The following is an 18,509-nucleotide window of genomic DNA, read 5'->3' as shown; positions in this document are numbered from 1 at the left end:
GATGCGGCTCTCGATTGTTTGGGGAGATTCGTTATTGGCGAAACAGGAATTCTTTGGCGTTCATCAGGGCCCAAGCCAAATCCTGGAGCGCAACGAGACGTTCGTTGTTGGAAGGGTTTGTCACGATCGATCGCGCGAGATCGGCAAGATCATCGGCTCGTTCGACAGAGCGATCTTCTATCAGCGCCAATGCCGCGTTTAACTCGCTTTCGTTCGGCGCTCGCGTCAATGCAGACCAATACAATTGTTCGATGACCTGTTCGTTGCTCAGGTCAGACCGGGCAAGTTCTGCGATGGTATTGCTAGGCGATACGATCCGATCGTTTAGCCCCTCGCCGATAAGCATCAAGACTTGTTTTAAAGTCGTTTCGTTGGAGCGTTCGCAATCGCAAGCCAAAATACGTTCAGGCTTGCCGAATGTTTTCAGAAAGCGATCGCCCTCACTGGGCCCCTTTCGCCGGACTTGTTTGCTCAGCACCCCAGGTATCTGAATAGCTCGAATGCCTTCGGCTTGGCCAAGGAACTTGACCGGTGTGCCCAATACATCGCTTTGCATATCCAAGATGACTTCGGCCGGCAGACGACGAACCGAGGCATGGGAATAGCTGACGTGATCGAATGCGTTCGTTTCGTTGGGTTCAGAAGCTAATTGATACGTTTTCGACTTCATGATCCAGCCGACAAGATTCCGCAGGTCGAACTTGCCATCGACAAAACGCTTAGCCAAGGCGTTCATCAGTGCGGGATTGCTTGGCGGGTTCGTCAATCGAAAATCATCAATCGGGTCAACGATGCCGAGCCCGAATAGCTGGTACCAGACGAAGTTGACTTGCGACTTAACGAACAAGTCGTTTTCAGACGATGTCAACCAACGAGCAAGCTCTTCTAACCGTTGTTCTTTTTGCTCACCCGACAAAGTTGCTCCGCCAAGAAATTTTGGCTCAGCAACTTTCTTTGTATCAGGGTTTTTGACTTCATCATTTTTCGAGACCAGAACCGTCTCGTCGCCGGCGATCTCGTTTTTGTCGAGCTTGTCTTGGCGATCAGCGTCACCTCCTTCGTACTTCAGCTGGGAAAATAGTGACGCCCATTGGTAATAGTCGTCCTGTGTCCAGACATCGAATGGATGGTTGTGGCATTTGGCACATTGCAGACGCGTGCCGAGAAAAAGGCGCGCGGTGGTTTCGCCGCGTGTGGACGGATCGCGATTTGCGCGATAGTAGTTCGCTGGCGGATTGCTAAAGGTGCTTCCCGAAGACGTCACCAACTCGCGGACGAATTGATCGATCGGTTTCGCTGTAGCGACGCTATCGTGAATCCACTGGTGGAACACCTCGACGCCTTTGGTGTCCAAGACCTTTTCTTCGGTCCGTAGGATATCCGCGTACTTCAACGACCAAAAATCCGCGAACTCGGAACGCTGAAGCAACTCGTCGATCAGCCGCTGACGTTTATCATCGCTGCTGTCGGCAACGAAACTTTTCGCCTCATCGGCACTTGGGATCCGTCCGATCGCGTCGACATAAGCACGCCGAACGAAAACCGCGTCAGAGCAGACCGGCGAGGGGTTTAGTCGCAGTCGCTGAAGCTTTGCAAAGACGTGCTCGTCGATTTCATTGATCGGCGCTGGGTTGTCCCATTGAAAATCAGGACGCGATTCGATGAAGGCAATCGGAATCGGTTGCTGCATTTGCAGGTACCGAACGATCAGCGTTGTTTCCCCGTGCTTTTTACGAGTGACAATTCCGTTCGCATCGACCGTCGCTTTCAGATTCGACAGTTCGTAGCAAGCCGTGTCGGTCACATCGCGAGTCGAACCGTCGGAAAACGTAGCGGTAACTTTGATCGCCACATGATCCAGGGGATCAGAAACGATCGCTTGTTTCGGCTGGACATCAAGCTTGACCAACGTCGCGGCTTGTTCGGATGGCCCGGGCGCTCCACTACGCAGCCACCGAACCAGGATTTCATAATGCTCGCTATCCTCTGACAAACGTAACCCGCCACCATGAGGAACTTCGCCAATGGCCTTTTGCAGAATTAAGCTGCGTTCGGGGGCGGCAACATTGATGCGTCTGCCGCGGAGAGATCGAACAAGCTTCTGATAGTCGTACTCGGGGTCTTGGCCACGCAGCGAAAGCTTCAGCCCCCCTTTGCCATTCAAGTTGCCATGGCAAGTGCCAAGATTGCAGCCCGCTTTTGATAACACCGGCATCACATCGGTTGTGAATTCATGGTGAACCGCCAACTCATCGGAGTTCGGATCGTCGGCCTGAACAATGCAGATCGAATTCAAGCCAGACAACACGGCCACAACGGCGAGCGATATGAACGGCAATCGCATGTTTGGATCGGTGGGCTAGGCTGATCAACGGCGGGAACCACGAGGGCCTGGCGATCAGTACATTGGAAGGAGGGAATGCGGGACGCGTAGTCTACCATGTTTTCCCGATTGCGACAAAATCGCCGCGATTTTTGATCCGAGCCGTCTGAGATGAGCTGTGTTTAAATAGCATCCGGGGTGCCGTAGGCCTGTTGAACGCTCGAATTTTCACAAACTATCAGCTGATGGCGGTCGCTGGCCTCGGCGAGATTGTGCGGGCATGTAACCGCACGCTGGCGCGTTGCGGCTGATCGCGTCGTTGCAATACAACCATGCGGGCTCCCCTCTCCTTCAAAGTCTTCGCGCTGAGGACGCTGAAATCCCGATGGATAAACCCGCGAAGGGTTTGAGGGAGAGGGGCCGGGGGTGAGGGTGCCAGCAGCCAGCAATGCTGCAACCGAAAACCACCGCACGCATGTTTGCCAACTGTTTCTAGCGCCCATTGATCCTGCCTAGGGAACCGCACGCTGGCGCGTTGCGGCTGATCAGCATGAAGGCTGGGTAAAAAACCGGACGCTGGTGCGTTGCGGGTGATCGCGTCATCAAGCGGGACGCTGCGATGAAACCATAGGGGCCGGGGGTGAGGGTGCAAGCAGCCAGCAATGCTGCAACCGAAAACCACCGCACGCATGTTTGCCAACTGTTTCTAGCGCCGGCTGATGCTGCCCAGAGAACCGCACGCTGGCGCGTTGCGGCTGATCAGCATGAAGGGCGGGTAAAAAGCCGGACGCTGGTGCGAGGAGCGTGATCACGTCATCAAGCGGGACGACGCAATACAACCATGCGGGCTCCCCTCTCCTTTAAAGGCTTCGCGCTGAGGACGCTGAAATCCCGATGGATATAACGCGCGAAGGTTTTGAGGGAGAGGGGCCGGGGGTGAGGGTGCCAGCAGCCAGCAATGCTGAAACCAAAAACAACCGCACGTATCTGTTCCAACTGTTTCGAGCGCCGGCTGATGCTGCCAAGAGAACCGCACGCTGGCGCGTTGCGGCTGATCAGCATGAAGGGCGGGCGATAAACCGGACGCTGGTGCGAGGCGGGTGATCGTGTCATCAAGCGGGACGACGCAATACAACCATGCGGGCTCCCCTCTCCTTCAAAGACTTCGCGCTGAGGACGCTGAAATCGCGATGGATAATCCCGCGAAGGTTTTGAGGGAGAGGGGCCGGGGGTGAGGGTGCAAGCAGCGAGCAATGCTGCAACCGAAAATCACCGCACGTATGTGTGCCAACTGTTTCTAGCGCCGATTGACGCTGCCAAGAGAACCGCACGCTGGCGCGTTGCGGCTGATCTAGATAAATAAGGGCTTGCATCCGCACGCTGGCGCGTTGCGGCTGATGACAATGCACAAGAGACTCAGTGGACTACTGAACGTGATCCTGTCGTAGCCAATCAGTCACCGTCGCTTCGTCTTCTTCCTTGGGCGGAAATGGCGAGAACAACTTGCTAAAGAAGCCTTCAGACTTCGGTTCCGCAGGCTTTGTCTCCGTGCTCGGCGTACGGAATCCGGCCGGAATCAATCTCATCGGATTGAGTGTTTCTTTTGTCCGCTGCCAGCTCTTCTTCGCTGTAGTGGAAACCTCTGTGACCAAGCTGTTCTTTTTCGTGATCACACGGTCTTTTTCAGCTTTCGAAGGCAAAATACTGCCCATCGAAGGCATCTTCCAGTTTAGCGGGTTCAGGTTGCTAACCAGTTGAGACACCGGACTGGCAGGCGGCAGATCAGGAGTCGTTTCCTGGGCAAAGCCCGTCGAGGGGCTCAATACAAAAAGCGTTGTTAAAACCGCAGCGGCGAAAGCGGCAGAACGAATCTTCATCGCGATAGCTCTATTCTTCGAAATGCAAAATCGATCGGGCCGGTCACCAATCAAGCCCTATAACCCTTGCTATCGCACTTTTGGCCGCTCGGCTGCAAGATCAATCACAAAAGTATCTGGAAATCTGTATCGGAGCCCTCAGGTGGGGTTTGGACTCGTCACACAATGCCTCGCGCCCTCTCGGCTGAACTGCCATGCCGGACTTGAAACAGAGCTATCAAAACGCGTAAAAGTCGACTTGTTGCCGGGCATTTGCATCCGCCCGCACGACGAAATATTCGCTTCACAAGAATCTGACATCATGCTGGTTATTGCACGACGCTTTGGGCAATTGGGGAACCGTCTGTTTCTGTTTGCACATTTAATTGCGGCGGCAAAACATTATCAGGTTCGTCTGCGCAATCCATGCTTTGCCGAATACGCGGGGTTGTTTCCCCAAACCAGTAGCGATCTCTGGTGCGAGTTCGATGGAAGTTCAAACTCAACCGAATCAAGCTCGAGCCGCCCGGACGGTTCACCATCACTGCGAAAGCGGATGGCTTTGATGAAGTCAGTTGAGATCGGCACAAAAGCGTTGTACTTGTCCGGCTTGCGGCGTCGTCCATTCAAAGTCATCCGACTATCCAAACACGATGAATGTGATCTGCAAAGTGATCGTTTTGAAGACGCGATCCGCTCCGGCCGGACCGTGCTGCTGCAAGGCTGGCGTTTTCGTAGCGATCAATTGCTGATGGAAAACTGGGCGCGGATCCGCGACTACTTCGCGCTCTCGCAAGAAGACCGAAAAACGGTGGATGACTCAGTCGCCGAAGCCCGCGGCGAATCCGACGTTCTTGTCGGAGTTCACATTCGCAGAGGCGATTACGCAAATTTTTTAGGCGGTAGGTATTACTTCAGCGATCAGCAGTACGCCAACTGGATGCACCAAGTCCGGGAGCAATACCCGAACCGTCGCGTCAACTTCTTGGTTTGCAGTCACGAGAAACTAGACGAGTCTTCTTTTGCCGGTCTGAATCTATGCCGGGGTCCCGGTTCGGCATTGGGTGACATGTACGCATTGGCCGAAACCGATCTGATGTTGGGTCCTCCGAGTACCTTCACGGGATGGGCCGGGTTTATTGGCCAGAAACCACGTATCGAATTGGATTCTGCAGACGCCCGTATTGAACTGCCGGGCAATTCCGAAGGCAGCAGGCTTGCCCGAGTTGCCTGTTGATGTTGAACTACATGCGTTAGTGAAACTCTCATCGCGTGAATCCAAAAGCATCTCTTCTATGTCGATTTCGACTTGGCCATCCGATACCCCATCGACAGTTTTGATCGGTGCTGGCGTTGTTGGTACGGCAATCGCCGAAGCTCATTTCCTGAGCGGCCAACCTTTTTGTCTGTGTGACGTTGATCAAAACGCTTTGGATCGCGCGAAAGCTAAGTTCCAAAAATTCAAAGCGGATGCGTGGGACCTTACAGGGCCGATCGATGGCCTATTCGCGATCGCCGTTGTCCCTCCGGCCAATCCGATCCAGGCAACATCGCCGTCATCCGCAGAGCAGTCTGAGTCGGACGAATTGTCCGTTCCGATCGTCATTGAATCGATTGTAGAACAATTGCCGATCAAGCAAGACTTGTTTCGCAGGCTTTCAGCCGTACTGTCAGATGACGGGATCTTCGCCAGCAACACGTCCACGTTGCGAATCGATTCGATCGCTGATGCAAAAGGACTTGACCCGACCCGCGTCTGCGGATTGCACTTCTTTATGCCGGTCCATCAACGTCCAGCGGTTGAAATCGTCCAAGGCTCGCGTACAGCCAAAGAAACGACCGACGCGGCGTTGCGACATGCCGAACGTATAGGCAAGCGGCCGATTCGTTGCAAAGATGGCCCCGGCTTCATCGTCAACCGAATGTTGTCGCCGTACTTGAATCAATCATTGCAACTGCTCTGTCGTGGTGCATCGCCAGAGCAACTTGAGCGAGTCGCGATCGCGTATGGAATGCCTATGTCGCCTTTGGAATTGATCGACTGGATCGGCGCACCGACAATGTTTCATGCCGGACGGGCCTATCTGAACGCGTTCCCATCACGGCTGAATCCTTCGCCGATGATTCCTGCTTTGGTGAAACAGAAACTTCTCGGACGCAGCCATGGGCTAGGCCTCTACCGTTACGTCGCAGGGGAACGAAGTCGAACACTTTGCGACCAAGCTCTAGCGCTGGTCGAAACCTATCGAACCGCCAAAGAATCGTTCAGCGATGGCGATGTGCTGCGACTACTTTCGATCCCGATGTGGATCGAAGCCCAGCAAATCATTCGTGAACAAATCGCAAAGTCCATGGACGATGTCGATGCCGCGATGGTGGGGGGACTCGGATTTAATAGTTACGAGCGGTGGTCGGAACTTTTTGAGGAAATAGGCAGCGATGACATCAACGATTCGATGAACCGATTCGGCGAGTCGTTTCCCTCGATGCGCCCAATCGCCCCGACCGGATCGGCGTAGCCAAGCTTTGATCGCCAAGTTTTGATCACGACGCTTCCTGCGATCGATTGACCAAGCCGATGGCATCCAGGTTTCTTTTTCAACCACGGCATTCAATCAGCGGAACGAAAATGGACTCGACCGAATCAATCTGCCAAGTGTTCGTCTACGGAACCCTGAAACGCGGCCAGTGTCGTGAAAAGGCTTGGCCAGCTAAACCGCTGTCAGTTGATCCAGCCGTTGTGAGAGCCGCCTTGTTCGGTCGCGACGACTACCCCGCGATGACAACCGGCGACAATTTGGTACTCGGCGAAGTTTGGTCATTCTTACCCGAACAGATGCCAGTGGTCATGGAAGTGCTCGACGAGATCGAAGGCACTTCAGCAAACTCGGAAAATGACCTTTATCACAGGCATCTGATCGAAGCTTTGATCCCGCACCATGGTTCAGGCAAGCGGCAAGTCTCAGCCTACACGTACTTCTACAATCGCGATTTGATCCTCGATGGTTTTCAGCCTCAGCCGTTGATCGACGGAGTGCAGTCTTGGCCAACAGCTCGCTAGCTGTGACAGCAGTCGGAGGATTCAGACGGTGGACTTAATCGCCCTCGTCGGCTCGCGAGTCCCCGAGGAATTCGATGCACCTTCTTTTCGTGCATTTCGCACGCGTGTGTTTGGGTTTTGTTAGGATAGGCCGCTGCACTTTGATGTGTCCCACCTGCCACCGCGTCGGGCTGTCGGTTGTTATGCGAGTTAGCATGCTGGCGTGATCGAAATTGATCACAAAACCTCAGTCGGATCGGTTGGAAATCCCCTTCCTAACTCAATCTCTTCGAGGCCTCCACACGTGAGTGAACAAGACCAGCCAAACAAGGCATCGGACCGCCGTTCGTTTTTAAAAGTTGGTGCGTCCGCAAGTGCCGCTTCTGTCGTCGGTCTCTCGGGCAAAGCGAAAGCTGCGGCGGATTCCAATGAGCGACTGAGAATTGGCTTTATCGGGCCAGGCGGTCGTGGCTTCGGAGCCCACGTCAAGAACCTTTGCGCACTGCACGGTGAAGGTCGAAAGATCGATTTGGTCGGCGTTGCCGAAGTCTACGAAACCCAGCGAAACAAGGTCGCGGACTACATCAAGGATAAAACCGGGACCGATCCCGGACGCTACGTCGACTACAACGACATGATTGCCAAGGAAAACTTGGACGCTGTATGCATTGGCACACCAGACCACTGGCACCACAAACAGACAATCGACGCTTTGGAGGCGGGCTTACACGTCTACTGTGAAAAGCCGATGTGCAAGACGGTCCAAGAAGCGTTCGATGTTGAAGAAAAATGGCGTCAGTCCGGCTTGGTCATGCAAGTCGGTGTGCAATCAACAAGCTTGCCGGTTTGGAATGAGATCCGTTCCTTGTTGCAAGACGGAAAGCTCGGCAAGGTTCTCGGTTTTCAAACGGAGTACTTCCGCAACAGCGACCGAGGCCAATGGCGTTATTACAAACTAGAACCCGACATGTCACCCAAGACGATCGACTGGGATCGCTGGCTAGGCAAAAACGAAAACCTAGCCCCCGACATGCCATTTGACCGAGCGGTCTACAAACAATGGCGCCGATTCTGGCCCTTCGGTAGCGGAATGTTCACGGACTTGTTCGTGCATCGTACGACGTCGATGTTGAAGGCAACGGGGCTGCGTGTTCCGGCACGCGTTGTCGGTGCTGGCGGAATCTTTCTTGAGTATGACGGACGCGATGTTCCCGATGTTGCGACCGTTGTTGCCGACTTCAACGAAGGCGTCCAAGGTTTGGTGACCGCAACGATGTGCAATCAGGAATCTCGAGTCAACCAGTTGATTCGCGGTCACTACGGCACATTCATGCTTGGCAACGGCGAACAGTTCGACGGATTTGATTTTGTTCCCGAACGACGCGAAGTTACCGCCAGCGGTGACTCGTCGAAACGAACGTTCGAATCCGAGCGAATTCCGACAACGCCGGTGAAGAATACGACTCGGGCCCACTTCACGAACTTCTTGGACGCTTGCGAAGCGGGCGACCCACAGTTGTGTAATAACCCACCAGATTTGGGAGCATCCGCAATCGCGGTCGTGAACCTTGGTGCGCAAAGCTACCGCAAAGGCGAGGTCTATTTCGTCAATGGCGATACACGAGAAATCACCACCAAAGACCCTGGCTGGGCCGCCAAGTGGGAAGCGATGTCAAAAGACCGACAGAGCCCCAATCACATTCCCGGCTGGACCGCCGGCGAGTTCGGAAGCCGCTTGAACGAGCCCGAATACATGAAACTGGCGGGGGCATGGGTCGACGGCAAAGATCCGGCCAACTGATTGATGGGGCCGCTTGATTGGGCTGCGGTCAATCACGGTCCCTGATGATCAAAGCCCCTGTTAACCAAAGCTTTGTGTTAAACGTCTGGCTGGTCATTCCTTGCAGTTTGCGCGGACTTTGCCGCAGTGAATGATCAGCCTAGGGGGCGTCATACGGGCCAACTATCGGCAGTCCCTAGACAAAATGACGCGAACCGGTTTTGATAGTGAGTTGTCTCTCTGAAAAACTCCACCATCAGCCGATTCCATGACCACACTTGCGACACCTAGTTTTTCAACCAGTCGTCACCAAATCGCGGGCTTGTCCGTTGCCGAATTGGCGAAAAACTACGGCACGCCTTTGTACGTTTACGATCTCGCTGTGATCGAGCAGCGGATCACGGACTTGGCAAAGTTTGACTTTATCCGTTACGCGCAAAAGGCCTGCAGCAACCTGGCCATTCTTGACCGAATGCGTAAACGCGGTGTCGTCGTGGATGCCGTCAGTGCGGGTGAAATCCATCGTGCGATCGCCGGGGGATACACCGCCGAAAACCATGGCATCGTCTATACCGCAGACATCTTCGACGCGGCTGCTTTGGAATTGGTGCTCGAGCACAACATTCACGTCAACTGCGGATCGCCAGACATGATCGCCCAATTGGGTGAACGCAAACCTGGAGCGGAAATCACTCTACGCATTAACCCCGGCTTTGGTCACGGGCACAGCCAAAAGACCAACACCGGTGGCGAACAGAGCAAGCACGGTATCTGGCACTCACAAATCGACGAATGCTTGCGTCTTGCGGATCAATACGGTGTCACCATCACCGGTTTGCATATGCATATCGGTTCGGGAACCGACCTCGAACACCTCAGCGAAGTATGCGAGGCGATGCACCGGATCGCACTTGAAGTCGGCCGCACGGTAAAAACAATCAGCGCCGGCGGTGGCCTTCCCGTGCCGTACAACTCCTCGGAGTCCTACGTCGACTTGGACAAGTACTTTGATCTTTGGAATACGACGCGAAATCAGCTCGCCGAGGAATTCGGCCACGAAATTCAACTCGAGATCGAACCAGGACGATACCTTTCGGCCGAAGCAGGTTATCTGATCGCTGAAGTTCGCAGCGTCAAAAAGGTCGGTGATAACCTTTTCTTTCTTCTTGATGCAGGATTCAACGACTTGGCGCGCCCGGTCATGTATGGCGCGTATCATCCGATTTCCGTATGTGGGGCAGACGGGAACGCCGTCGAAGACCGTGAATCGGTTGCCGCCGTGATCGGTGGACCTCTTTGCGAATCTGGCGATATCTTCACACAGCGTGAAGGCGGCTACGTCGATCAGCGTGACCTACCGATGTGCCGTGTTGGCGACTACGTCATCCTTGAAAACGCCGGCGCATACGGCTTTGTCATGGCCAGCAACTACAACAGCAAGTTGCGTGCTGCTGAGGTGATGATCGAAGACGGTCAGGCGAAACTGATTCGCAAACGTGAAACCTTCGAAGACCTCACACGTAGCGAAGTCATTCCTCAGTAGCTTTACTGAATCACAGCAATCGACACGTGTGTTCGCCAAGCTCAATCAGCGGCGGACACATCGGAAGAACCGAAGCCTGCTTTTGAGAGGCGGCTTGTCAGCTGGTCATCCAGTCGAGAATCCTTTTGGAGGCTTGGCCGTCACCGTAGGGATTATCCACAGGTGACGTCGCGACACTGCGTTTGCCCTGGTCCAGCAAGCTTGAGACTCGCTTGACGATCAAATCGCGATCGGTCCCGACCAGCTCTGCCAATCCGGCGTCGACGGCTTCGGGGCGTTCTGTTTTATCGCGAGTCACCAAGACGCCACTGCCCAGCGACGGTGCCTCTTCTTGAACGCCTCCGGAATCCGTCAGTACCACAGTGGCCCTGTCCATCAGCCAGACGAATCCTGGGTAGTCCGCCGGTGGCACCAAGTGAATGTTTTCGCTTTCGGCCAGTAGCTCGTGGACCGGCCCTTTCACGTTCGGGTTCAAATGGACCGGGTAGATGAACTGAGTGTTTGGATAAGAGGCTGACAGTTCTAGCAGGGCGCTACAGATCTGTTTTAGCCCGCCGCCAAAGTTTTCACGTCGGTGTCCAGTCACCAATACCACGCTGTCAGCACAAGCCATCGGGTATTTTTCGCGCCAGCGCTGGTCATCCGCCCGTTCTTTAGCGACAGCCAACATCAACGCATCGATCACGGTGTTACCGGTCACCCGGATATTGTCTGACGGAACGCCTTCGGCCAATAACGCTTGCCGGCTGCGATCTGTCGGAGCGCAGTGCAAGGTGGTCACCAATCCCGCAACGCGACGATTGAATTCCTCTGGCCAGGGTGCCTGCATGTCACCAGTTCGCAGCCCGGCTTCAACATGCACCACCGGAAGCCGATGGAAAAACGCGGTCATCGCCGCAGCCATCACCGTTGTCGTATCGCCTTGGACAATCACGCAATCAGGTTTTTGATCGACGATGACGCTGTCGACCGCTTCGATACACCGTGCCGTCAATCCTGGAAGCGTCTGGCCGGGACGCATCAGTCCCAAATCGAGGTCTGGGCTGATGGAAAAGTACCCCAAGACCTGATCCAACATCTCGCGATGCTGTCCAGTGCTGCACACGATCGGATCAACTAAGTCGGGAAATTGCTCGAAAAGCAGAATCAGCGGCGCAAGCTTGATCGCTTCTGGGCGGGTACCGAACACCAGCAAAGGGCGCAGGCGATCACCATTTTGACGAGGAATCAGGTGGCTGGTCACGAGATCGAACGAATTTCCGATGCGAGTTGGCGTTTCAGGGAAACTTTGCCGATTAGGTCACAAGAACCAGTGGGGGGCAACCGCCAGGGGCGTATCGTTTCGCCGATACCAGCCCACCGCGCAGTTGGTTTGTTCGCAAATCCCCTTGGGAATTGGTTTCGGCGCGGCTATACATATAGTCCAAATGATGCCGTCTCGAAAATTTAGATGGCCGTCACAGAATCGAATACAGCCCCGTCGCAACGGAGATTGACCGCTCGGCAGGAAGCGACAGTGAGTGAAAGACGACTTTTCTTGACTCACTCCGCACGAGGAAGATGAATCAAGTCGGCTCCAGATACTTTTGGCCTCCAAACGTAGCTTTGGTTTATGCCACGAGCCCGACTGCACTAGAATTTGCCTCGATTTGCCGCCCGACCGAATTGAACGATTGATAAAAATCGGTGGTGAACCCGAATTTGGTCGATCGCGTTGCGATGCCAGATAAACCCTGAGTTGCCGCTACGAAAGCTTGGCGACTCAAAAACGATACGCAGAATTGATTGAATGTCAGACAATTGGAATCTTCTCGCAAAATTACTCGGAACGCCCCAACCACCCCAGCCTAAAGAGGAAAAGCCAGCCCCGGCGGAACCGCAATCGCCGGTCGATAATGGCAACTCTTTAGACCAACAGGCGACCGACCAAGAACCTTCATCCGATTCAGAACAGGATGAGCAGTCGGCGACACAACAGTTGCCGCCGGTTGCCGAAGCGGCTGTTGACTTCGGAGGCGATCTCGCTCCGCAAAACGAATCGCCCGAAGAAGAACCCTCCGCCGAAGACGTGCTACAGGCTTTGACGTCACAGACGGTGACGACGCAACTGCCAGGATTTGGCATTCCCACCCGCGCTCCTGGGATGGAAGAACTGACCGCCGGTGGTCCCCCAGCCCAAGAAGAAGTTGTTGTCGAAGAGCTTCTCGTTCAAGAAACGACGATCACCGCATCGGACGAACTATTCGAACCTGCCGCTGAAGCAGAAGAATCGCCACAGGAAGATTCCGGTGCATGGGCCGATCTTGCCGGACAATTGGGAATCGAAGACACCGCGCCGCCTCCGCCACACCGCGAACCGGTCAAAGTCGAAAACCGACAAAGCGGTGAAGCTCGCCCCAAAAAGTCCAAACGATCGGCAAGCGGTTTTGGTGATGGTCTGGGATTGGATTTGGGACCTGCTCCCGACTCTGAAGACACCAATTTGAGCGATTCAGATACCGAATCGGACTTGGTAGACGATTCTGTTTCTGCATCAAGCGAGACGGATTCATCAGCGTCTGTGTCCGAGCCAGTTGCAGCAACCGACACGTTTGAGGAGATCGATCCTCTGTCCTTCAAGTCTTTCCGTGACTTTGAAGACGATGATGATGACACATCGACAAACTCAGACGTTGCAGCGGAAGAAACAAAAGCCGAAGTTACCGACGAACCAAAACGTGAAGATCGGCCTCGCCGCCGAAGACGGAGCGAACGTTCAGACTCTCGACGTCGCAATTCATCCGAGCGCGATCAAGACGAGTCGGTTGATGGCACCGACGTCGCCGCTGTGGAATCGGACGACCGAGAGGAAACGTCTTCACGTCGCTCGCGTCCGTCAGACCGTGACGAGAGCAACGATCGTGAACGACGTCCGCGTCGCGGTCGCCGTGGACAGCGTCAGCGTATGGCGGATGGAGATTTTGACACCGATTCGGTTGATGCGGCAATTGACGAACTGGAGTCCGACGACCATCCCTTCGAAGAGGTCAGTGAAGAACCTTCACAACGAACGTCAGGTCGCCGCCGACGACGCGGCCGTGGTCGAAGCCGTCGTGACTTTGATGATCAAGAAATTGAAGTCGTCGAAGATGATGATGACGTCCTCGCATCGGACGCCGAAGATGCTTCGGACGATAGCGATGACGATGATGAGGACGAAGAATCGGGCACCCGTCGCCGACGTCGTCGAGGACGCCGCCGCCGTGGTGGTCGCAAACGTCGTTCGTCTGAAGAGATGCAAGAATCAAACGACGATGATGACAGTGATGACGTCGAAGACGCGCTGTCCAGCCAATCGGCATTTGACGACGATCACGAAGACGATGATGAGGTCGAAGCGATCCGTCGTGGACGCCGTCGTCGCGGACGACGTGGCCGAGGACGTACCAACCGTGAAGGCGATAGCGAAAAGCAAGACGAGCCAGAACAGTCTTCCGATGATGACGACAAACGTCGCCCACGCCGTGGCCCACGCAATGACAACGATGCCGATTCAGGTGACTCGCCGCGACGCCGTGCGGTCGTCCCTACCTGGAACGAAGTCGTTTCACTGTTGGTCGACAACAATGTGGAAAACCACAAAAAGACAGGCCCCACGAAGAGCAAAGGCCGAGGCAAGCGTCGGTAACGACAGAGGCACCCGGGCAATACATGCTTCGTCTCGATTAAGATTTTCCCCGATTCCGAAATCGGACGAAGACCTAATCTGACGAACAGCGACCAAACGTCATCGGCGGAAAGATTTTGAAATTTCAGAATCGCTGATCACGACGCTCACCCGGTCGACAAGTGCTACACTACTTCATAGGCAGCGTGTTTGAATTGCACGCTGCCTTTTTTACTGCCCCAAGTGACGTGCACCGGAACCAGCATGTTGAAAAGACGCCTCGCCCGAATTCGATCATCGCTATTGCCCGTCGCCGCCTTCGCGGTCTCGATGATTGCGTTTCCCGTCTCGCACAATTGCCTTGCTGATGAGTTCGACCTCTACTTCCTAGGGGGCCAATCCAATATGGAAGGCTTCGGCAAGGTTGATGAACTGCCCGAAGACCTTCAAGGACGTTTGGCGGACGTTTACATTTTCCACAGCCCGCCACTTCCCGACCAAACGGCTGCGGTCGGTGATGGATTTTGGTCCGGATTTCAACCCGGTCATGGGACGGGCTTTCAGCTCCGCAACGGATCGAACCGCTATTCAGACCGTTTCGGGTTAGAGGTTTCAATGCTGCACGCGTTGAAGCAACAAAACCCCGCTCGCAAAATCGCTGTCATCAAATACGCTCGCAATGGCTCATCCATCGCGATTGAAGCCGCCGGACGATTCGGATGTTGGGATCCCGACTTTCATTCCGAAGAAGGCTTGGACCGCGACGTCAACCAATACGACCATTGTTTGGCAACGATCCGCAATGCATTTTCAGACTGCGATATCGACAACGATGGTGAGATTGACGTCCTTCATCCTGTCGGAATTGCGTGGATGCAAGGCGAAAGCGATGCAACCATCGATGAAGCCACCGCGAATGCCTACGCTGCGAATCTAAAACGGTTGATGGACTTGTTGCGAGCAGCACTGCGAAAGGATGACATCCCTGTCGTGATCGGGCAGATCTCCGATAGTGGCAACACGCCGTCGGGCAAGGTTTGGGAGTTTGGTGAGCAATTGCGTGCTCAGCAACAATCTTTTGTCGAAAACGACAGCTGTGCCGCGATCGTGACGTCAACCGATGGCTACGAGTATTCGGACCCTTGGCACTACGACTCGGCAGGCTATATCGACTTGGGGCAGCAATTTGCCGCCGCGTTTGAACGTCTGCAAGAAAAAAGTCCGCGGCGGACCTACATCAGCGAATAAGCTCGCTGAAAAACACAAGCTTTGCTGACATTGTTAGACTCAATCGCGTCTTGTCGATCGACTCTGACCGTGATTAACGATGTCAAAATTTCGATTCTCGATACGTACGTTGCTTGTCCTAGCGACACTCGTTGCGTTTGGCAGCTGGTATCACAAAAGGCGGCAGCGGATCCATATCGCCATCGACTACATCGAAACACTCGGTGGCAAGGTCGAGTATCGAAGTAGCTTTCTGAACTCGTTCCACCAACGCACCAATCACTATTTTGCTACGCCGATCACCGTCCGATTGGCATCTTGCAGCGTTGGCCCTGGCGATCTTCAAGCACTGTCACCATTGACCGAGCTAGAACGTCTGTATCTGGAAAAAACTCAAATTCGTTCCAGCGATATCGAAGACATTCTGCATTGCAAAAAACTTCGGCGACTCGCCATTTGGGGAATTCGAGGGATCGGCGGCGAAGCACTCGATCAACTTGCCAAGCTGCCCAACCTCCAAGTCCTGGATATCCACCGAACAAGCGTTGATTCATCCGAGATCAAGAAGCTTGCCTCCTGCCCTAAGCTTCACACACTTATCTTTACGCCGAACCAGTCAACGACACAGTTCGGCCTGACCGGTGCGGACATCAACGCACTTCGCGGCATTCCGAACCTACAGCCAGTCTCTGTCTGCTACCTGTCCGACATCGACCGCGACACGCTGCTGAAATTCATCAGCAACGACCTCAGTAGAGTCTCCATGATGATGATCCGAAATTGCGATCTCGATCGACCGACGCTCGAGCGAATCGATAGGATCAACGTCTGGACTTTGGGACTTCAATTCTGCTCAATCTCAGCAGATGAACTGCGAGGTCTATCACTCCGCCCCAAACGAAGGCTGCAAATCTACTTAGAAGAAGATCCGAAGTCGGAGCAATTGACAATCTCTCAGTTCAGTGAGATTTTGCCAAACTCTGTGCTGTCCGCTACCGCCTACGAAAATCGTTTGTACTTTACCATTCGCGGGCAGAGACCATTGATGCTTTACTTCCCGGCCAAGACCAAAGATTCCCTTGGGATTGGGAAATGGATTCAGCATGATTGTGCAAGAATCGGACTCTATCGACCTTTGCATGTCTTGGACGACTTGCAGGAATGTATCGCGAGCAATTTCGACGGACATTTGACCGTCAATCACTCGAACGTGCTTTGGACAATGGTTCCGAAGCTCACCGAATTGAACTCACTGATGGTCAATAAGATCAATCGTGAACCAATTCGATTCTCACCATCGATGAAGCTGCAACATCTAAGTCTGACAGGCCAAGTAAGACTTCGTCCGGAAGACATTGCACAGATCGCCCAGCTAAAGCGATTGCAATCCATCCGAGTTAACAACGATCAGCCTTTGACACTTGATGACCTGGCACCAATTCTAGAACTGGAAAATTTGAAAAACGCGCACTTCACCAAGCTCACCGATGCGGCAAAGGCGGAATTGAAGCGGCGGGGCATCGTCCAACAACCGCGCTCTCTCTTTCGTTTCTAACCAGTATTGCCCCCTCAGCGGGCATACCGGATGAATCCGCATTCTCTAGTGACTGCGAAGCTATGAAAGCACGTTTGCCAACGGACCAGTGCTGTCTGCGAAGTGCTGTTGATGCCCGCCAAAAGCGGTAAGCATTGAAGTGAACAGGTTCGATAACGGAGTGTCACGATCGCACTTCAAATGCTGACCGCTTTGAATCCTGCCCCCAGCCGAACCGGCCACAACAATCGGCAAATTGTGTGGGCTGTGGCTGTTGCCGTCGCGAAGCCCCGATCCATACAGAATCATCGAATGATCCAAAACGGTGCTTTCGCCTTCCTGCATTGAGTTCAGCTTATTGAGCAGGTAGCCATACTGATCGACGTGCCATTGGTTGATCAATTGATACTGGGTCAGCTTTTCGGAGTTGCCTTGATGGTGCGAGATGTCGTGGTGTCCGCCGCTGACGCCATCAAGGAAGGAAAAGTTTCTACCGCTGACAGCATTGCCAAACATGAATGTACAGACTCGTGTCGTATCGGTCTGAAACGCCAACGCAATCATATCCATCATCAAGCGAACGTGTTCCTGGTGATCATCCCGCCGCTCTTCGTTCGGTCTTGCAGAAGAATCTAGCGGCACACGCGGCTGCCAAGCATGACTCGAATCCGAATCTTGCTGCTCAAGTCGCTTTTCGATCGAGCGCAAAGATTGCATGTATTCATCCATCCGCTGTCGATCGCTCGCACCAAGCCGATGGTTCAGCTGCTTGACGTCATCAAGGGCGCGATCAAGAAGCAACCGATTTCGCCACGATGACTGTGCCGACGGTTTGGAAGACCGCAGCAGACGATCAAAAACGGATCGCGGACTCAACTCTTTTGCCAACGGACTGGTCGGACCGTTCCACGCAATGTGCGATCCATAAACACGGGTGTAGCCGACGTTGGTATCCACCCCGGTTGTGACCGGATCGATCCCCAGTTCCAGGGAACGGAGCGGCGTAAACTTTTCACTGTAGTCCGCTGCAACTTGATCCATTGATCGACCGTTGCAATTCAGATCAATTCCAAGCGACTTATTGATCGTAGTGCAGGTTAAGTAACCCGAGCATTTGACGTAGTGCCCATCGCCAACATTGCTCGCTTGGTTCCATAGGTTTGAAACCACCAACAGCTTCTCTTTCAGCGAAGCCAACGGTTGCAGCGTCGGCGATAGTTCAAACGATGTCCCCTCACCCTCGGGCGTCCATTGATCTGCACGGACGCCATTGGGAACAAACAACGCTGCCATTCGAATCGGCGTGTCCTCCCGCTGTGGCTGCGAATCGTCGCTTTCAGCTTTGGCGGGTGAGATCATCGCTTCCAACCAAGGAAGCGCCAGTGCCATGCCCGACCCACGCAATAGAGTTCGGCGAGACAAGAAGGTCGAACGCTTATCCTGATCTGCCAAATAGATCGATTTCTTGTTCTGTGAATTGATGCGATTCATTGCTCAGTCAACCTGCAGGCAGAATAAAACGAGGTAGGACGTAATCGGGTTGCGGGGAGACGTGTCATC

General features: G+C 54.1%; 12 protein-coding genes. 8 read left to right on the top strand and 4 right to left on the bottom strand.

The features are described from left to right. Positions 1 to 31: 31 nt before the first annotated feature. Together LOC67_RS23915 and LOC67_RS23910 are read right to left on the bottom strand one after the other, a co-directional pair. A complete protein-coding gene (locus LOC67_RS23915) occupies positions 32 to 2,344 on the bottom strand; it encodes a DUF1549 and DUF1553 domain-containing protein (protein WP_230265364.1) in 2,313 nt (770 codons plus the stop codon). Positions 2,345 to 3,747: 1,403 nt separating this feature from the next. Continuing rightward, positions 3,748 to 4,200 (bottom strand): hypothetical protein, encoded by a 453-nt coding sequence (locus LOC67_RS23910; RefSeq protein ID WP_230265363.1) that lies wholly within the window; start codon positions 4,198 to 4,200, stop codon positions 3,748 to 3,750. A gap of 142 nt (positions 4,201 to 4,342) precedes the next feature. Here LOC67_RS23910 and LOC67_RS23905 point away from each other — a divergent pair, with 142 nt between their 5' ends. From LOC67_RS23905 to lysA, 5 genes are all read left to right on the top strand, one after another. Then, positions 4,343 to 5,416 (top strand): hypothetical protein, encoded by a 1,074-nt coding sequence (locus LOC67_RS23905; RefSeq protein WP_230265362.1) that lies wholly within the window; start codon positions 4,343 to 4,345, stop codon positions 5,414 to 5,416. A 58-nt stretch (positions 5,417 to 5,474) separates the two neighbouring features. Next, entirely contained in the window at positions 5,475 to 6,698 is a 1,224-nt protein-coding gene (locus LOC67_RS23900) for a 3-hydroxyacyl-CoA dehydrogenase (RefSeq protein ID WP_230265361.1), read from the top strand. Between the two features lie 110 nt (positions 6,699 to 6,808). Then, positions 6,809 to 7,240 carry a gamma-glutamylcyclotransferase gene (locus LOC67_RS23895; protein WP_230265360.1) on the top strand — a complete coding sequence of 144 codons (432 nt, stop codon included), beginning with the start codon at positions 6,809 to 6,811 and terminating at the stop codon, positions 7,238 to 7,240. Positions 7,241 to 7,523: 283 nt separating this feature from the next. Further along, complete coding sequence (locus LOC67_RS23890) at positions 7,524 to 9,020, top strand: Gfo/Idh/MocA family protein (protein WP_230265359.1); 1,497 nt, start codon at positions 7,524 to 7,526, stop codon at positions 9,018 to 9,020. A gap of 247 nt (positions 9,021 to 9,267) precedes the next feature. Beyond that, complete coding sequence (lysA, locus tag LOC67_RS23885) at positions 9,268 to 10,542, top strand: diaminopimelate decarboxylase (RefSeq protein ID WP_230265358.1); 1,275 nt, start codon at positions 9,268 to 9,270, stop codon at positions 10,540 to 10,542. A 97-nt stretch (positions 10,543 to 10,639) separates the two neighbouring features. On the opposite strand, the gene wecB is transcribed toward lysA, so the two are convergent. Next, on the bottom strand, positions 10,640 to 11,785 hold the full coding sequence (gene wecB, locus LOC67_RS23880; protein WP_315861084.1) for a non-hydrolyzing UDP-N-acetylglucosamine 2-epimerase: 1,146 nt from the start codon (positions 11,783 to 11,785) through the stop codon (positions 10,640 to 10,642). A gap of 546 nt (positions 11,786 to 12,331) precedes the next feature. Between wecB and LOC67_RS23875 the strand changes: the two genes are divergently transcribed. From LOC67_RS23875 to LOC67_RS23865, 3 genes are all read left to right on the top strand, one after another. Next, positions 12,332 to 14,209: a hypothetical protein gene (locus LOC67_RS23875; protein WP_230265357.1), complete on the top strand. Its 1,878-nt coding sequence runs from the start codon at positions 12,332 to 12,334 to the stop codon at positions 14,207 to 14,209. A 243-nt stretch (positions 14,210 to 14,452) separates the two neighbouring features. Continuing rightward, entirely contained in the window at positions 14,453 to 15,436 is a 984-nt protein-coding gene (locus LOC67_RS23870; protein WP_230265356.1) for a sialate O-acetylesterase, read from the top strand. A gap of 79 nt (positions 15,437 to 15,515) precedes the next feature. After that, positions 15,516 to 16,970, top strand: a complete 1,455-nt coding sequence (locus LOC67_RS23865) for a hypothetical protein (protein ID WP_230265355.1) — start codon at positions 15,516 to 15,518, stop codon at positions 16,968 to 16,970. A 60-nt stretch (positions 16,971 to 17,030) separates the two neighbouring features. Here the strand turns inward: LOC67_RS23865 and LOC67_RS23860 are convergent, their stop codons facing one another. Beyond that, positions 17,031 to 18,440, bottom strand: a complete 1,410-nt coding sequence (locus tag LOC67_RS23860) for a DUF1552 domain-containing protein (RefSeq protein WP_230265354.1) — start codon at positions 18,438 to 18,440, stop codon at positions 17,031 to 17,033. Positions 18,441 to 18,509: the final 69 nt, after the last annotated feature.

Origin of the sequence: Stieleria sp. JC731, assembly GCF_020966635.1 — a bacterium.
Classification (GTDB): domain Bacteria; phylum Planctomycetota; class Planctomycetia; order Pirellulales; family Pirellulaceae; genus Stieleria.
This window is presented reverse-complemented; position numbering and strand designations above follow the sequence as displayed.